This window comes from Candidatus Francisella endociliophora (assembly GCF_000764555.1).
Taxonomy (GTDB): domain Bacteria; phylum Pseudomonadota; class Gammaproteobacteria; order Francisellales; family Francisellaceae; genus Francisella; species Francisella endociliophora.
Genome location: NZ_CP009574.1, coordinates 1,532,993 through 1,549,740 on the forward strand (window position 1 = coordinate 1,532,993; position 16,748 = coordinate 1,549,740).

Genomic DNA, 16,748 nt, shown 5'->3' on the forward strand with positions numbered 1-16,748 from the left:
TTTTAAACAAAAATAATTTCTAATGCTAAAGAGACTAACAATAGTTATTTGTATAATATTTTTTCATATTAGTTATTCAAATATATGTACTCCTCATGTAAATAAAAATAAGCCTAAAGGTATTTCAGGAGGACAGTTTTCTGATTGTGCCCTTTCTTATGCTGGTGACTCATGTGCACCTAAAGTAGGAGAGCAAAATTATATGAGTAGGCATCATATCTTTGATAAACACGCGTGGATTGATGTTTTAGAGAAAGGGTTAAATCACGGAGGGGTTGCAGCTAATGAAGCTAAGGAGCGTATTATAAGTATGCTTGAAAAAGCTGGGGCTTCTGAAGCCGTTATTAGTGACTTGGAAAATGTAGGACAAGACTGTAAGTCTGGAACTGATAAATGGCTGACATGGCTTCCTGTAAACTTATCGTTGGGTCCTGCTCCACAAGATCGTTCATTTGATCCTAATAATAACTTTGATAGATGGGCTTTGTTGATAGTTCCTGAAGAGTATCAAGATGTTTTTTCTAATATTAGACAAGCTATGGATAGAGGGGATGGTATCGCAGTAGCTTCAAGTCTTGCAGAGTTGCCAGCTGTCGAAGATCCTTGGCCTATGACTTTAGGTGAAGGTTCTAATTGGGTTAGAGCATATGATGATGTTGGTAAAGAAAAGTATTGTCCCTCAATTATTTTTGATCAATATCGTATGGGGAGATGTCCAAACTCTGAGATATCGCATACTTACAATAGTTTTTTACAAGCTGCTTAAATTAAAAAATTCTTGAAAATATAATAATAACTCTCATATATGTATTTGTTGGTAAATTATTTAGCAAATATAACAAAAGAGGGTTATATAAATGTCAGAAAAAAAATATACGTTTGAAACGGAAGTAGATAAACTACTTCATCTTGTAATTCATTCACTATATTCAAATCGCGAGATCTTCTTAAGAGAGCTTGTGTCAAATAGTTCAGATGCTATTGAGAAACTTAGGTATGAGAGCATCTCAAATGGAGCATTGAACGAAGATGATAGTGATTATGCAATTAAAATAGATTTTGATAAAGATGCCAAGACTATAACAGTTAGTGATAATGGTATTGGTATGACTGAGGAAGAAGTTATTGAAAACCTTGGTACTATCGCAAAATCTGGAACTAAGAAATTCTTAGAAAGCTTGACTGGTGATAAGAGTAAAGATAACGATCTTATTGGTCAGTTTGGTGTTGGTTTTTATTCTTCATTTATAGTTGCTGATAAAGTTACAGTTAGAACTAGAAAAGCAGGTCAAGATAAATCTCAAGCTACTAAGTGGATTTCTGATGCGCAAAATGGTTTTACAATAGAAACAATTACTAAAGAAAAACGCGGTACTGAGATAACTCTTCACCTGAAAGAAGATCATTTAGATTTATTAGACTACCATCAGTTAAAAGGTTTGGTTAATAAATATTCTGATTGTATCAATACTCCAATTCAAATGAAGAAAGTTGAGCATGATAAAGATGGTAAAGAAACAATCAAAGATGAGTATGAGACTGTAAACAATACTAAAGCTATTTGGTTAAGATCAAAAGATGAAGTAACTGATGAAGAATACCAAGAGTTTTATAAGTATATATCTCATGATTTTGCAGATGCTTCAATGTGGATACATAACAAAGTTGAGGGTAACCTTGAGTACAACAGCTTACTATATATCCCAGAGAATAAGCCTTTTGACTTTTGGAATAGAGATAAAGATTATGGTTTATCTTTATATGTACGTAGAGTATTTATTATGGAGAATAAGGAATTACTACCGCCATATTTAAGATTTGTTAAGGGTGTAATTGATTCTGCTGACTTACCACTAAATGTATCACGTGAAATATTACAGCATAATAAAGTAATTGATAAAATCAGAAAAGCGACAACTTCTAAGGTTCTTGGTGAACTTAAGAAGCTTGCTAATAAAGATGCAGAAAAATATCAAAAATTCTGGGATAACTTTGGTCAAGTGCTTAAAGAGGGTATATCTGACGATCACTCAAATAAAGAAAAAATTGCTGGTCTATTAAGATTTGCGACTACTGAAAGTGGTGATTCTAAGCAAACAGTTTCTTTAGCTGACTACATTTCGCGTATGAAAGAAGGTCAAGATACTATCTACTATATTACATCTGATAGTCATAAGGCTGCTGCTAATAACCCACAACTTGAAGCATTCAAGAAGAAAGGTATCGAAGTAATTCTTATGTCAGATCGTATCGATGAGTGGATGATGTCTACTTTGACTGAGTTTGATGGTAAGCATATGAAGTCTATTATCAAAGGTGATATCGATCTTGATAAGTTTGAGTCAGAAGAAAACAAAGAGAAATTTGAAAAAGAATCTAAAGATTTCAAAAAAATCTTAGAAGAAGTAAAAGAGTCTCTAAAAGATAAAGTTGAAGATGTACGTTTATCTAAACGTCTAACTGATTCTCCAAGCTGTGTGGTTGTAAATGACTATGGTATGAGCTTACACATGCAAAAGATGATGGAAGAGGCTGGACAGTCATTTATGCCTGGTATGGGTATGAAGCCTATATTAGAGCTTAATGCTGAGCATCATTTAGTACAAAAACTAAAAGATGAAGCTGATACAGAAGTGTTTGGTGATATTTCTGAGCTACTTCTTATGCAAGCAATGTTTGTTGAAGGCGCTAAAATAGAAGACCCTATGTCTTTTGTTAAGCTTGTAAATAAATATATTAAATAACTAATTTCAAAATTATCCAATTTTTTTATCTAAATCCAAATATTTCTATAATAAAGAGCAAGTTTTAACTTGTCCTAGATGAATAAGTCACTTTAAATTTTCTACAAGTTTGATTTTATTTGGCATAAAATTTTTATAGATGGTTAGATATGAAATGAAAAGGGACAGTACATTGTACTGTCCCTACAGGTAAGCTTTCAAAAATATATTAAAAAGATTGCTAAATATTTTATGGAATAGTATAAGAAAGTGTTTTGCCACCATTAAAAGAGATATTAATGATTGTGCCACTACTACATCCTGCAAATGCAAAAATTGCATTATCAATATTAAAATCATCTGATCTATAAGTATCACCAGAAGTTGGAGCAGGTATAGTTAGACTACCATCTGCATTTCCAGCAACAGGAGTTGAGCATGATCCATTTGATAAACTAAAGTTATAAGCTATCGCTTGTGATGCTGGAAATGATGCTGGGGCAACAAATTCCGGAATACCAGTTGAAGTATCAATAGTGACTTTACCATCAAGATTGTTACTATCATTTTTATAGTTTATACAGCCTGCAAGTAAAATAGTTGCAATTGCTAAAGCAAGTGTTTTTTTCATTGTTTTAATTTAATTTTGTTAAGATTGTAGCTTAAGAATATATATATATATGGAAGTCAATAATTACTAACAATAAATTACTAAAAATGCTATAATAAGGTTCCATGATTTTTTATATTTTCATGTGTTCAAATGAATTCAAATACTAAAATAATTTTTGTAACTGGTGGGGTTGTATCTTCACTTGGCAAGGGTGTTACAGCCGCTTCTTTAGCAACTCTTTTAGAAAGTCGTGGTCTAAATGTCACTATGATGAAATTAGATCCTTATATTAATGTTGATCCAGGTACTATGAGTCCTCTTCAACATGGTGAAGTTTTTGTAACAGAAGACGGTGCCGAGACAGATCTTGATTTAGGTCACTATGAGAGATTTATTCGTAACAAAATGACTCAGGCAAATAACTTTACAACAGGTAGGGTTTATCAGTCTGTATTAGCTCGTGAGAGAAAGGGTGATTATTTAGGGGCTACTATTCAGGTGATTCCGCATATTACAGATGAGATAAAAAGACGTATTTGTACAGGAATTGCTGATGATATCGATGTGGCGATTGTGGAGATTGGTGGCACAGTTGGTGATATTGAGTCGCAACCTTTCCTTGAGGCTATTAGACAGCTAAGAATTGAACTTGGTAGAAATAGAACGTTATTTGTACATTTAACACTTCTACCATATATAAAAGTGGCGGGTGAATTAAAAACTAAACCTACTCAACACTCTGTAAAAGAGTTAAGAGGTATTGGTATCCAAGCAGATATCTTAGTTTGTAGGTGTGAGCAAACTTTTGATGAAAATGAAAAACGCAAGATTGCTCTTTTTACAAATGTTGCTCAAGATTGTATTTTTACAGCTGAAGATGTAGCTACTATCTACGAAGTTCCTCTTAAATACCATCAACAGGGGTTTGATTCAAAGCTTGTTGAGCTTCTAAATTTAAACACTAGTGGAGCAGATCTTTCTGAATGGCAGAGTGTCGTTGAGACCATTAGAAATGTGAAAAATGAGGTTACTGTAGCAATGGTTGGTAAATATGTATCTCTTACAGAAGCCTATAAATCATTAAATGAAGCATTATATAATGCAGGTTATAAGAAAGGTGTAAAAGTAAAAATTAAGTTTGTAGATTCTGGAAAAATTACAGAATCTAATGTAGCTTCATATTTTGAAGATGTTAATGCAATCTTAGTGCCAGGAGGTTTTGGTAGTAGAGGAGCAGAAGGTAAGATTACATCTATTAAATATGCCAGAGAGAATAACGTACCATTTTTAGGTATATGTCTTGGGATGCAGTTAGCAGTTGTTGAGTATGCTAGGAATGTTCTTGGTTTGAGTGATGCTCACTCTAGTGAATTAGAACCAACTACAACAAATCCTGTAATAGGGCTAATTACAGAATGGCAAGCTGAAGATGGCGCGATTCATCAAAGAAATAAACATTCTGATCTTGGTGGTACAATGCGTTTAGGTGGATATAAGTGTGTACTTAAAGAAGGCTCTAGAGCTAGAGAGATATATCAAGTGAATGAAGTAATAGAAAGGCATCGTCATAGATATGAAGTAAATAATAACTATGTGAGTAAGCTTGAAGAGGCTGGTCTTATTTTCTCTGGAAGATCTGAAGATAATAATCTGATGGAGCTTATTGAGATCCCTGATCATAAGTGGTTTATTGCTTGCCAGGCGCATCCAGAATTTACATCAACTCCTCGATATGGACATAGATTGTTTGAATCTTATATACAAGCTGCGATAGAAAATTCTGATAAATAAGCACTAGTTTTGAAATTTCATAAATAAAAATGCTATAATCTCGTTTAACTAACTATTGGAGAATAACTAAAAATGAGTAAACAAAGAACTTTATCTATAATTAAACCTGATGCTGTTGAAAAAAATGTAATCGGTGAAATATATAGTCGTTTTGAAAAAGCTGGTCTGAAAATTGTGGCTTCTAAAATGAAGCATTTATCAAGAGCAGAAGCGGAAGGTTTTTATGCGGTACATAAAGATAGACCATTTTTTAGCGCATTAGTTGAGTTCATGATTTCTGGACCTGTGATGATTCAGGTTTTAGAAGGTGAAAATGCTATTGCTAAAAACCGTGAGCTAATGGGTGCCACAAACCCTAAAGAAGCAGAAGCTGGTACAATTAGAGCTGATTTTGCTGATAGTATAGATGCAAATGCTGTACATGGTTCAGATGCAGAAGAGACTGCAGCACAAGAGATTAGATATTTCTTTAGTGACATAGAAATTTTTTAAGAGATATTTGATCTTAATGCTAGGAGGAGATAAGAAATGAGTTGGTTGACTAGAGTAATTGGTAGAAGTTTAGGTGTAAATGCACAGAAAAAAGATATGCCTTCAGGTGTTTGGAGTCAGTGTCCAAGCTGTGGTGTAACTTTATATTCAGAAGAGTTACATAATAATAAATCTGTTTGTCCAAATTGTAATTACCACTATAGAATATCTGCTAGGCATAGATTAAATATATTCTTTGATAGAGATAGCTCAAAAGAGCATTTTGCTAATATTACTCCTGTCGATATGCTTAAATTCAAAGATACTAAGACATATAAAGATAGACTATCACAAGCACAGAAGAAGACAGAAGAGCAAGATGCTCTAGTAGTTATGGAAGGAACTGTAAAAGGTTTTCCAGTAGTTGCTGCAGCATTTAATTTTATGTTTTTAGGTGGATCTATGGGATCTGTTGTTGGTGAGAAGTTTGTTCGCGGTGTTAAACTTGCTATGGAGAAAAAAGTACCATTTATCTGTTTTACAGCAAGTGGTGGTGCTAGAATGCAAGAATCTTTATACTCATTGATGCAAATGACTAAAACAAGTGCAGCTCTTCAAAAATTAGCAGAAGCTAAGTTACCATACTTAGTTGTGCTTACTGACCCAACTACTGGTGGGGTTTCAGCATCTTTAGCAATGCTTGGGGATGTTCATTTAGCAGAGCCTAAGGCTCTGATTGGTTTTGCAGGTCCTAGAGTAATTGAACAAACTGTTAGAGAGAAGTTGCCAGAAGGCTTCCAAAGAAGTGAGTTTTTGGTTGAAAAAGGTATGGTTGATATGATTGTAGATCGTAGAAACCTAAGAAGTGAAGTTGCTAAGCTTATTGATAAACTTATGCCAAACCTTACAAAAATAAACTATTCTCAATCTTTAGAGTATAAATCTGAAGAAGAGCAACAAGCTTAATTTATATTTCAAAAAATGAGTGTCGAAATTAAAATAGCTAAAATGATGGCTAAGAGTGATGCTCTACCTTGTAATTTTCATGACTTATTATTTATTCTTGATAAATTTAATTTTGCAAAAAAATTTCAAGTAATAACTATTGCTGGTACTAATGGTAAAGGTACAACTGTTGCAATGTTAGAGGAGCTCTTGATCGCAAATAATAAGAGCGTCTTAAGTCATACATCTCCACATGTTTTTAGCTTTAATGAAAGAATTTCTTTAGATAAAAAACCTATTTGTGAAAGTATTCTTTTAGAACTTTTGGAAAGGTTAGAGGAATTAGCTTCTGAATATAGGCTCTCATATTATCAAATAGCATTTCTATGTGCTTGTATGTATTCTCAAAGGGTAAAAGTGGATTATCTGCTTTTAGAGGTAGGTATCGGTGGACGGTTGGATGCAGCTAATATTATAGATCCAGATATAACAGCTATTACAAATATTGATTTTGATCATTGTGAAATACTTGGAGATACTTTGGATAAAATCGGTGTCGAAAAGGCAGGTATATCAAGAAAAGGAATTCCTCTTTTTTTAGGGTCTCATATGCCAAAAAGTGTTTATCATTATGCGAATATAGCTGGAGCTATAATTTATGAAGATAAATATGAATATAGTTGTGAACAGTGTTTCACACATAGCTATAATATCGCGATGGGAATAGCAGAATATCTTTTTAATAGAATGAAAATTTCTTATATCCCAAACCTTGAACATATAAGAGCAAATGCAAGATTTATGACATTAAAAAGTGATATACAAAATAATAGTTATGTTATCGTTGATGTAGCTCATAACCCAGCATCTGTGAAGCACCTATTTGATCTTCTAAATAGTAAGTTTGCGAATAGGGATATTCGTTATGAAGCAGTTTTTGGTATTCTTGCTAGTAAAGATATCAAAGAAGTTTTAAATATAGCAAAAAAATATGTTTATAAATGGGATGTCATAGATCTAAAATATCTTGACTCAAGAGCAACTGATATAAATAAAATAAAGCAAGAATTTAAAGATCAGGAAATTGTAAAAGTAGAATTTAATAAAGATTTGAGTAGTGTATATTTATCAAAAAAAGATACAGTTACAGTTGTTTTTGGGTCTTTTGTCTTAGCTGGAGAGTTTATAAAAGAGTATGAAAAGCATAAAAATTGAAAATGAAGATCAAATGTATCAGGCTGCAGCAGAGTATGCTGAGCAGTTAAAAGCTGGACAGATGATTTTTTTATATGGAGATTTAGGTGCTGGTAAAACTACCTTTGTTAAAGGTGTATTGAAAGCTCTAGGATATCAAGGAAATGTTAAAAGCCCAACCTATACTCTTGTTGAAAGTTATGAGTTTGAGGATTTTAATATTTATCATTTTGACTTATATCGTTTAGCAGACCCTGAAGAACTAGAATGGATAGGTGTACGAGACTATTTTAATCAAGATAGTATATGTTTTGTAGAATGGCCAGAGAAGGGGAAAGGGATTTTGCCAACTAATTCAAATAAAATACACATAAAATATCTTCCCGAAGGACGTCAGATAGAATTTTCCTAAATATTTTATATAAATATGGAGGCAAAATATATTATACTCTTAGAGTAAGTGATTTTTCATTTTATACTGTAGGAGACATAAATGACAGCTAGGTTTTTAGTGGCTTTTCTATTGGCGTTATTTTTTAACTCAGCGTATGCGACTTTAGAAGAGTGTTATCATAAGGGTCTTGATAAAGACTATGAGAAAGTACTTGAGTTATGTAAACCTTATCTTAAGACAGATGCTCGTGCAACTGGTTTGCTGGCTGAAGCTCATATCCAACTTGATCAAGGTGATAAAGTAGCTTTAGAAGATGCTCAGTGGGCAGTAGATTTTTATGAGAAAAATGGTGCCCCAACAGATCCTGAAGGACTTAAAGCGTATTCTTATCTGGTATATTTGATAGGCGAATTATATTTTTTTGGATCTGATGATGTTAAGGTAGATCAACAGAAAGGGTTAGACTATATTATAAAATCGGCTAATTTGGGATATTCTGTTGCTCAAAATCAGCTTGGTAATTTCTATGTTAGATCAGGAAAAGTTCCTGGAGCAAACTTTGCGAAAGCTTTTAAATGGTATAAGTTAGCTATAGCAAATGGAAGTTTAGATGCTCGGAATGCGTTTTTAGTAAGAAATGAGCAGAGTTTCATTGCTAAATATCCATATTGTATATCTCAAGGTAAAACATTAATTGGAGATGCTTATTTTAATGGTCAAGCAGGATTACCTAAAGACATTGATATGGCTATAGAATGGTATAATAAAGCTTATAGTATAGATGATCATATTGCTCCTGTTGAGGTTAGCTTAGCTAGGGCATATATTGCCAAAGGCGATAAGAAAACGGCTTATAAGTATACTCGTGAGGCTATAACGCAGCCTTATGCTCCAGCATTTGTGGTAATGTCTGAATTAACAGATAATGATGTAGCAAAATATGCTTACTTATCAGAAGCTATAGCTTTATTTAAAAATCCAGAGCTTTCATATTGGAGTCAGTTTAATGAATATTGTCAACTGGATATATCTGATAAAGGTCTTAAGGATGCTCAAGAGAAGTTGAGTAAAATTAAGCTTACAAAAGAAGAAGTTGAGATCGCAAATAGTGAAGAAGATAGCTTAAGAAGCCATTGGCAAAGTATTCAAGCAGCTCAAGATATGGCTTAATCAAAATCTATATAGATGAAAAAATTCTTTTCAAGTAGTCTAATCGTTTCTCTTTTTTTATTTATATCCAAGTTGCTTGGATTTGCTCGAGATTTACTATTAGCCAGTTTTTTTGGTAGTGGAGCGTCATTACAGGCATTTTTGATAGCTTTTCGTTTCCCTGAGTTTATGCGTAAGGTAACCTCATCAGGAATCTTTACTCAAATTATAAATCCATATATAAATACTAATAAAAGCTCAAACTTAAATAAGCAATTTATAGTAACAGTCTTAACCTTTTTAGCTATGCTGATGTTGTTTATAACTTTAATAGCTATGATTTTTAGTGGATTCTGGGTGGATCTATATGCTCAGGGCTTTGTTGATGATGAATCTATGCTAGAGCTTGTAAGAAGCTTATTTGTAATAATGATTCCGTATATGTTATTTAATTGTGTGATGGGGCTTATATCGGCCGTATTAAACAGTTATAAGCGCTACTTAATATCATCATTACTACCAATAATTTTGAATGTAGTAATGATAGTAGGAATTGTAGTGTCTCCAAAGCTAAATATAGCTATCTATAGTGTTGCATATAGTGTGTTAGTGGCTGGGGTTCTACAATTGGTGATAGGTGGCTATTCACTTATTAAGCTTATAGGAGCTTTTAGGGTTGATAAAAATATATTATTACTTAGAAATAAAGATGCGAGAATTTTCTTGAAAAAGCTACCTACAGCTTTTTTGGGTACAGCAATTTTACAAATTAATGCTTTAGTTGAGACTTTTTTTGCTTCATTTTTAATATCTGGTAGTTTGGCTTGGTTATACTATGCTGATAGGGTTAATCAGTTTTTATATGGAGTGTTTGGTACAGCCATTGCTACTGTTATGATTCCATATCTATTAGAGTGTAAGCTGGATGAGCAAGCATTTATAAAAACTCTAAAATGGATAATTAGATTTACACTAGTGGTCACGATACCTGCTATTGTGGGCTTATTTATATTGGCAAAACCAATTGTGATTTCATTATTTTTCTATGGAAAGTTTAAAATTGAAGATGTTAATTTTACGTATTTGGCAATGTTGGGGTATCTATTATCATTATTTTGTTTTGTGATAATAAGAGTTATTGTTTCAGCACTCTATGCTAAGAGTAAATCATCTGTAGTGTTTTATATAAGCGTGGTGTGTTTAATTACTATATTAGTACTAGATACATTAATAATACAATTCTTCAAAAACAATACTTATGGCTTTATATATTTAGCTGTAGTAAGTTCAGGTGTATCTTTAATTAATTTGTTGATTTTATCATTAGTGCTTTGTGGTTTTAATTTACGATCTTTTATTAGCATTTATTTACCAGTAGTTACCATTATTCGTATAGTAATTTCTTGTGTGTGTATGGCTATGATATTAAATCTATTTAATTTAAGTGATAGCTATTGGATTGCTCTTTCTATGCTTGATAGACTCAAACATCTAACTTTAATAGTTTTTCTGGGGTTAGTTGTTTACTTATTAGTAATGCTAGTTCTTGGTGGATTAAGATCATTAAAAACTACCTATTTGTAAAGAAAAATAGTATTTTAAAAAGGTACTTACTGTTTAGATTGTACAGTTAAGCAATTGGAATGGCATATTACTTTTAAGAAGGGTTTGTTATAATTGCTATGAGATAATTATTTAAGGTAAAGATGTCTGATTTTAAAAATATAAAAAACCTTCGAGGTGTAGAAAGAGAGACTCTAAGAGTAACTAAAAATGGTTCTTTAGCAAAATCTCAACATCCTCAAAATTTGGGTCATAAGCTGACTAATGATAGTATTACAGTTGACTTCTCTGAGAGTCTTCTTGAGTTGATAACAAAGCCGCATAGTAGTATAGATGGAGCTTTTGAAGAGCTATCAAACCTTTCTGCTTTTACACTAAAGAATATGTCAGATGATGAAATAATACTTAATACCAGTATGCCTTTGTCAGCAAGTGAGAGTGAAATTCAAGAAGCTAATTTTGGGAGCTCTAATTCTGGCAGGATGAAACAGGTTTACCGTAAAGGTTTATCTGCTCGTTATGGTAAGATTATGCAGATAATAGCAGGTATCCATTATAATTTCTCATTTGATAAAGAGCTAATCCAGGCTAAAGCTAATAAAGAGAATGTTACAACTTCAGATGTGTATTTTGGTGTTATAAATAATTACTTTGAATTTATGTGGTTATTACCATATTTGTTTGGTGCTAGTCCTATATGTGCTAAGACTTCTGTTAAAAATAAACCTGCTTATTTAGAAGATTTGGATGATGAGTTTTATGTAGGTAAATATGCTACAAGTCTTAGAATGAGTGATCTGGGTTATACAAGTCCTGCTCAGAAAGATTTAGCAATATCATATAATGATGTGAAATCTTATGTTAAAGATCTTGTACAAGCATCTGATGAGAAATTTGCTGATTATGAAGCTATTGGATTATATAATGCAAAAGGTGAAAGAATTCAGTTAAATGAAAGTATTTTACAAATAGAGAATGAATACTATAGTGCAGTACGACCAAAACAGATTGCAAAAAGATGTGAAAGGCCAGCTTGTGCTTTATATAATCGGGGTGTTGAGTATATTGAAGTTAGAGTGCTTGACGTAGATCCTTTTGTAGCAAATGGTATCAGTAAATCCACAGCTCTTTTTGTTGAGGTAATGCTTATGACCTGCTTAGAAGAAAAATCTGTAAGATATAGTAAAAATGTTATTAAGCAAGCTAAGCAAAACTTAACAGCAGTCGCTATAGATGGTCGCAATCCAGAGCGTAAACTTCATAAACTGGATAATAGAGATGAAGTATTATTAAAAGATTATGCCCTAGAGTTGTTTGAGAAAGTTGAGGCAACGGCTAAAAAAATGCCACCAGAGTATCTTGAAGCAGTTTTAAATGAAAAACAAAAAGTTCTAGATATATCTAAGACACCAGCAGCTAAGATAGTTGAGATTGCAAAACAGGAAGGCTATAAAAACTTTGCATTAGAAGTGTCTAAAAAGGTCTCACAAGAACTTAGAAGTTACCAAATATCTTCAGAAATAAAATCTAAACTACAAAACCAAGTTGCTAATTCTGTTGCTGCAGAAAAAGAGCTTGCCACAAATGATAATATTTCACTGGATGAATATATCAATATGTATTATCAATCATCTAAAGGGTGCTGTTAGCTCATTAGAGATATCAAAAATATTGCTCTATAAAAGTCGAAAAAAGAGCATAAAAAAACCAGCACGAGGCTGGTTTTAATATTATTGGTTTTTCATAAAGAAAATTAGATTTTCTTCATACCACCAAATCTTTGCTTGAACTTATCAACACGTCCAGCAGTATCAACGATTCTTTGCTTACCAGTATAGAAAGGGTGACATTGTGAACAAATATCAATGTTCATAGCTTCTTTACCAGAAGTTGATTTAGTTACGAAAGTGTTACCACAGCTGCAAGTTACTTTTACTTCAGCGTATTTAGGATGAATATCTTGTCTCATTTTTATAGTTTCCTTATTTTTATAATCTGACATCGCCACTTAGACTATCTCATCCAAGCACCATATCCCTTAAATAGAATAGCCCAAAGATTTTAGCTTAAATTATTCACAGTATCAAGCTTAATTCGAAGAAATATATTTTTCTCTTCTAACACTTTTAGGGCCAAAACCTGCATTTGTTAGCATTTCATAAGATTGATCAATCATATTTGGATTACCACAAACATAAACAACATCTGTTTCTGGGTTTAATCCAATACTATCAAATTGATTTTGGACATAGCCTGAGATCTCATAATCTTTAAGATCTTGAGTTTCTCTACTTAAGCAAAGCTTGAAATGTATATTGTCATGTTTTTTTGCAAATTCAATAAAGTCATTTTGGTATAATGCATCTTTACGATATTGACAGCCTAGTAATATATATATATCAACATTATCTGCTCTTTCTAAAAGCTCAGGGAACATCGCTCTATAAGGAACAATACCAGTTCCAGTACCTACTAGAACTATTTTTTTGACATCTTCATCTTTTAGGATAAGTCTACCTGCTGGACCCATTGCATTTGCTTTGCCACCAATTTCCATATTAAAGAATGTTTCAGAAGCAATGCCACCTTTTACATAAGTGATACCAATTTCCAAAAGCATATTGTCAGAAGGTAGTGAGCCTAGGCTATAGCTACGACGCTTAACTTTGCCATCATCACCATCAAACATAAAAGTAATGAATTGCCCAGCAATAAAATTAAGAGGTTTACCATCTGTTCTTTTAAAAACAAAATGTCTAACGTTATCTGTAATATCTTTAAAAGATACCAGTTCAAGTTCAAATTTTTCTAGTGCCATTTTATTAAAATTAATATGTATATTTGTAACAGGTGTAATTGTATAATAAATTTACCTAGATGATAAGTTTGTATTTGTAATATGCGATATATATTTAGAATTGTTGCTGTTATGTTGATGACTATACCAGCTTCAGTTTTTGCGGGCATGACTCAAACAGATATAGATAAAATCTATACAAAGCCTATAGTTTTGGATGCTAAGCATTATACTTTTGATATAGGGTTGCCAGTAGACTCTACAGATGGGTATAGATGGTTTTTGATACCGCCTGATTATGATTACATCGATGATAGTGGATATTCACATGAGAGCGTTGATGTTGAAAATTCAAAATGGGGTGGTGTGGATAAATTTAAACTAAAGCTTACGCGTAAGTTTAGAAAAGTCCCACATAAAATAGTTTTGCATTTTGAGTGCTTTAGACCATTTGAGAAGAATCCTCAAGTTTTAAAAAAAGATATAGTAGTGTTGTCAGTATTGGATTAAAAAAGTAAGGAAAAGCATTGAAAAGAATATTTTTAATATTATTGTGTTGTTTGTTTGGACTAAGTGCCTATGCTACAGGAGATTGTAGAAGTAAGAATTTTAATGAGATCAGGAATCAAGCTAAGCTTATGGAAAAAGCCTGGGATTCAGCAGATCTTAAAGGTGTTGTCTCATTTTATGATAATGACTTTATGTTTATGAGTGGAGGCAAGCCATATACAAGCAAAGAAAAGGTTTTGAAACATTATGTAGATGGTTTTGCAACAGGTGATTCATCTAAGCTTGATTTGGGTAAATTAAAGCTGGATTATCAATACTGTCGTGATCTTGATAAAAATCATCAATTGGTAATTATGAAGTTCACTTGGACTAGCCCTGCAGGAGAAGTTGCTTCTGGACATGATTTACTTGTTTGGCAAAAAAATAAAGATGGTAGTTACAAGATTATTGTAGACTTTCCTCAATCATAATTTATAAAAGGAGACATTATGTTTATGGTTTGGTTAATATTTTTGGTGATACTGACAGTTTTTTTACTAGCTTTTTCGGTAAGCTTAGTAGAAACACAGTCTGTGAATGTCATAGAAAGATTTGGTAAATTTGTACGAATCCAGCGAGCAGGTCTTAACTTTCGGATTCCTTTTATAGAGAGGGTAGCTGGTCGTGTTAGTCTAAGAGTTCAACAGCTTGACATAGTTGCAGAGACAAAAACTCGAGATAATGTCTTTGTTCACATGAAAGTCTCAGTGCAGTTCTTAGTTGAAGAAGCTAGTGCTGTAGATGCTTTTTATAAGCTGACAAATGCTCGTGCTCAAATGGAGTCGTATGTGTTTGATGTAATTAGATCGTCTTTACCACGCATGAGTTTGGATGAGTCTTTTGAAAATAAAGACGCGATTGCATTAGATATCAAAAAAGAGCTATCTGAAGAGATGAGTACTTATGGGTATACAATCATCAAATCTCTAGTTGTGGATATCAACCCTGAAGAGAATGTTAAACGCTCAATGAATGAAATTAATGCGGCTCAAAGACAGCTTGAGGCAACTAAAGCAAAAGCAGAAGCTGAAAAACTTATAAAAATCAAAGAGGCAGAAGGGCAAAAAGAGTCTATGAAGCTACTTGGTGAAGGTATTGCTGAGCAGCGTAAGGCGATAGCTAGGGGATTACGAGTATCTATAGAGGATGTTAAAGAAGGCACGGGTGGGAATATTTCTTCTGAGTATATTTCATCTTTGGTTATGATGTATCAGTATTTAGATACATTAGAGAATATGACAAAATCTGGTAAGTCAAATGTGATATTTACACCAAACTCGCCAAAAGGGTTTAATAATCTGACTTCTGAGATGATAAGTGCATTGTCGGCTGTTAAAGATATGTAGAATTTAATTTGATTTTAGAGTAGTATTTTCAGAATTTCTCTTGGCATATAACACAATCACTATAATCAAGATACATAATACAGGTCCCATATATATTGCTGCAACCTTTGGTAATAACGCTCCGATAGTTGCTGAAGATAGTAGTGATATTGCACCACCAACAGAGCCAGAGCATACCAAAAATGCCATTGTTACAGGTGATACTAGAGGGTTTTGCTTCATGCCAAATGCTAATAACACAGGGAAGACACTAGAACAGGCAAGACCAAGTAAGGCAACAACTACAAATATTAGAGATTGATTTGTAAGGAAAACAAATATACCTAATAATACAGCGATACTAATTGCAGAACCTATTATAAATCTATAATCTTTAACTTTTGGAATAATCATTTCCCCAAAGAAAAGTCTACCTAATGCTACAAATAGCCAAAATATGCCAATTATATAGCCAACAGCTTCAACATCAAAGTTTAAGCCTGTTTGCAGGTATGGTGAGAACCAATAAGTAATAATATATTCAATATAAACATAAGCAATTAAAGCTAATCCAACTAATATAACTCCTAGATTAATTGCCTTTGTAGGCTTTATATCTTTTTCTTGAGTATTTTCTTTAGTAGAGGCTCCTATTTTTTCTTTTATACTAGTGAATTTAACTATTATTACTAAGATCATTAAAGAACAAAATATTGTGAAAAATGATAGTCTCCAGCTATAGTTTTTTGCAATAATCCCAGCAATACTCGGACCCAAGAAGCCACCAAGTCCAAAGAAGAAATTTAAAACACTAAGCTTCGCATCACTTTTGCCAGCTGGGGTAAATGCAGCTACAATCAAATAGCTAACTGATGGTACAAAAAGTCCCATTGCAAAACCTGTTGTAAAGACAAAACAAGCATATAAATAAATCTCATCCTGGATGGATATGGCTAGCTGTGATAATGCAAAGATTAGCACTCCTAGCAACAAGGTATTTTTGCCGCCAATTCTAGCAATAATTTTTCCACTAAGACTATTACCAACTATTAGGCCAACCAATGATAGTGTATCAATGTAAACGATATGTGATGTAATTACCCCAAAGTTTTTTGCTAACTGTGGAGATAATAGTGCGCAAATAGGATATGAGGCTCCACCAAACATTGCTGCAATATAACATAGTATAGCGGTTAGTTTAACTTTGTCGTTATTAATTATATCATTTGTCATT

17 protein-coding genes are annotated in these 16,748 nt (G+C 32.8%); 13 read left to right on the forward strand and 4 right to left on the reverse strand.

Features of this window, described 5'->3' with window-relative positions; translation table 11 throughout:
* Positions 1–22 precede the first annotated feature (22 nt).
* Both QI37_RS07585 and htpG read left to right on the forward strand, forming a co-directional pair.
* Entirely contained in the window at positions 23–766 is a 744-nt protein-coding gene (locus QI37_RS07585; RefSeq protein ID WP_040010132.1) for a hypothetical protein, read from the forward strand.
* Positions 767–857: 91 nt separating this feature from the next.
* Positions 858–2,744, forward strand: coding sequence for a molecular chaperone HtpG (htpG, locus tag QI37_RS07590; protein ID WP_040010133.1), 1,887 nt, complete (start codon positions 858–860; stop codon positions 2,742–2,744).
* Between the two features lie 229 nt (positions 2,745–2,973).
* On the opposite strand, the gene QI37_RS07595 is transcribed toward htpG, so the two are convergent.
* On the reverse strand, positions 2,974–3,354 hold the full coding sequence (locus QI37_RS07595) for a hypothetical protein (RefSeq protein WP_040010134.1): 381 nt from the start codon (positions 3,352–3,354) through the stop codon (positions 2,974–2,976).
* 132 nt (positions 3,355–3,486) lie between these two features.
* On the opposite strand from QI37_RS07595, the gene pyrG reads away from it, so the two are divergent.
* The 8 genes from pyrG to gshA all read left to right on the forward strand — a co-directional run bounded on the left by pyrG (position 3,487) and on the right by gshA (position 12,492).
* Positions 3,487–5,127, forward strand: coding sequence for a CTP synthase (gene pyrG, locus QI37_RS07600; RefSeq protein ID WP_040010136.1), 1,641 nt, complete (start codon positions 3,487–3,489; stop codon positions 5,125–5,127).
* Positions 5,128–5,199: 72 nt separating this feature from the next.
* Complete coding sequence (ndk, locus tag QI37_RS07605; protein WP_040010138.1) at positions 5,200–5,619, forward strand: nucleoside-diphosphate kinase; 420 nt, start codon at positions 5,200–5,202, stop codon at positions 5,617–5,619.
* Positions 5,620–5,655: 36 nt separating this feature from the next.
* A complete protein-coding gene (accD, locus tag QI37_RS07610) occupies positions 5,656–6,564 on the forward strand; it encodes an acetyl-CoA carboxylase, carboxyltransferase subunit beta (RefSeq protein WP_040010140.1) in 909 nt (302 codons plus the stop codon).
* A gap of 15 nt (positions 6,565–6,579) precedes the next feature.
* Positions 6,580–7,758, forward strand: coding sequence for a bifunctional folylpolyglutamate synthase/dihydrofolate synthase (locus tag QI37_RS07615; RefSeq protein WP_040010142.1), 1,179 nt, complete (start codon positions 6,580–6,582; stop codon positions 7,756–7,758).
* Positions 7,739–8,149 carry a tRNA (adenosine(37)-N6)-threonylcarbamoyltransferase complex ATPase subunit type 1 TsaE gene (tsaE, locus tag QI37_RS07620; RefSeq protein ID WP_040010143.1) on the forward strand — a complete coding sequence of 137 codons (411 nt, stop codon included), beginning with the start codon at positions 7,739–7,741 and terminating at the stop codon, positions 8,147–8,149. Before QI37_RS07615 ends, tsaE begins: the two co-directional genes overlap by 20 nt.
* 81 nt (positions 8,150–8,230) lie before the next feature.
* Entirely contained in the window at positions 8,231–9,301 is a 1,071-nt protein-coding gene (locus tag QI37_RS07625; RefSeq protein ID WP_040010144.1) for a tetratricopeptide repeat protein, read from the forward strand.
* A 15-nt stretch (positions 9,302–9,316) separates the two neighbouring features.
* Entirely contained in the window at positions 9,317–10,864 is a 1,548-nt protein-coding gene (gene murJ / locus QI37_RS07630) for a murein biosynthesis integral membrane protein MurJ (RefSeq protein WP_040010152.1), read from the forward strand.
* A gap of 122 nt (positions 10,865–10,986) precedes the next feature.
* Positions 10,987–12,492: a glutamate--cysteine ligase gene (gshA, locus tag QI37_RS07635; RefSeq protein ID WP_040010153.1), complete on the forward strand. Its 1,506-nt coding sequence runs from the start codon at positions 10,987–10,989 to the stop codon at positions 12,490–12,492.
* Positions 12,493–12,596: 104 nt separating this feature from the next.
* Here the strand turns inward: gshA and rpmE are convergent, their stop codons facing one another.
* The gene (gene rpmE, locus QI37_RS07640) at positions 12,597–12,812 is read right to left on the reverse strand and encodes a 50S ribosomal protein L31 (RefSeq protein ID WP_040010755.1); all 216 of its coding nucleotides are present in this window, start codon (positions 12,810–12,812) and stop codon (positions 12,597–12,599) included.
* 120 nt (positions 12,813–12,932) lie between these two features.
* On the reverse strand, positions 12,933–13,661 hold the full coding sequence (locus tag QI37_RS07645) for a ferredoxin--NADP reductase (RefSeq protein WP_040010154.1): 729 nt from the start codon (positions 13,659–13,661) through the stop codon (positions 12,933–12,935).
* Positions 13,662–13,808: 147 nt separating this feature from the next.
* Here QI37_RS07645 and QI37_RS07650 point away from each other — a divergent pair, with 147 nt between their 5' ends.
* From QI37_RS07650 to QI37_RS07660, 3 genes are read left to right on the forward strand one after another with little or no spacing between them, the layout of a single operon-like run.
* Positions 13,809–14,150: a hypothetical protein gene (locus tag QI37_RS07650; RefSeq protein ID WP_200883210.1), complete on the forward strand. Its 342-nt coding sequence runs from the start codon at positions 13,809–13,811 to the stop codon at positions 14,148–14,150.
* Positions 14,151–14,167: 17 nt separating this feature from the next.
* On the forward strand, positions 14,168–14,620 hold the full coding sequence (locus QI37_RS07655) for a YybH family protein (RefSeq protein WP_040010156.1): 453 nt from the start codon (positions 14,168–14,170) through the stop codon (positions 14,618–14,620).
* A gap of 18 nt (positions 14,621–14,638) precedes the next feature.
* Positions 14,639–15,535 (forward strand): SPFH domain-containing protein, encoded by an 897-nt coding sequence (locus tag QI37_RS07660; protein WP_200883196.1) that lies wholly within the window; start codon positions 14,639–14,641, stop codon positions 15,533–15,535.
* 3 nt (positions 15,536–15,538) lie between these two features.
* On the opposite strand, the gene QI37_RS07665 is transcribed toward QI37_RS07660, so the two are convergent.
* Positions 15,539–16,747 (reverse strand): MFS transporter, encoded by a 1,209-nt coding sequence (locus QI37_RS07665; RefSeq protein ID WP_040010158.1) that lies wholly within the window; start codon positions 16,745–16,747, stop codon positions 15,539–15,541.
* Position 16,748 lies beyond the last annotated feature (1 nt).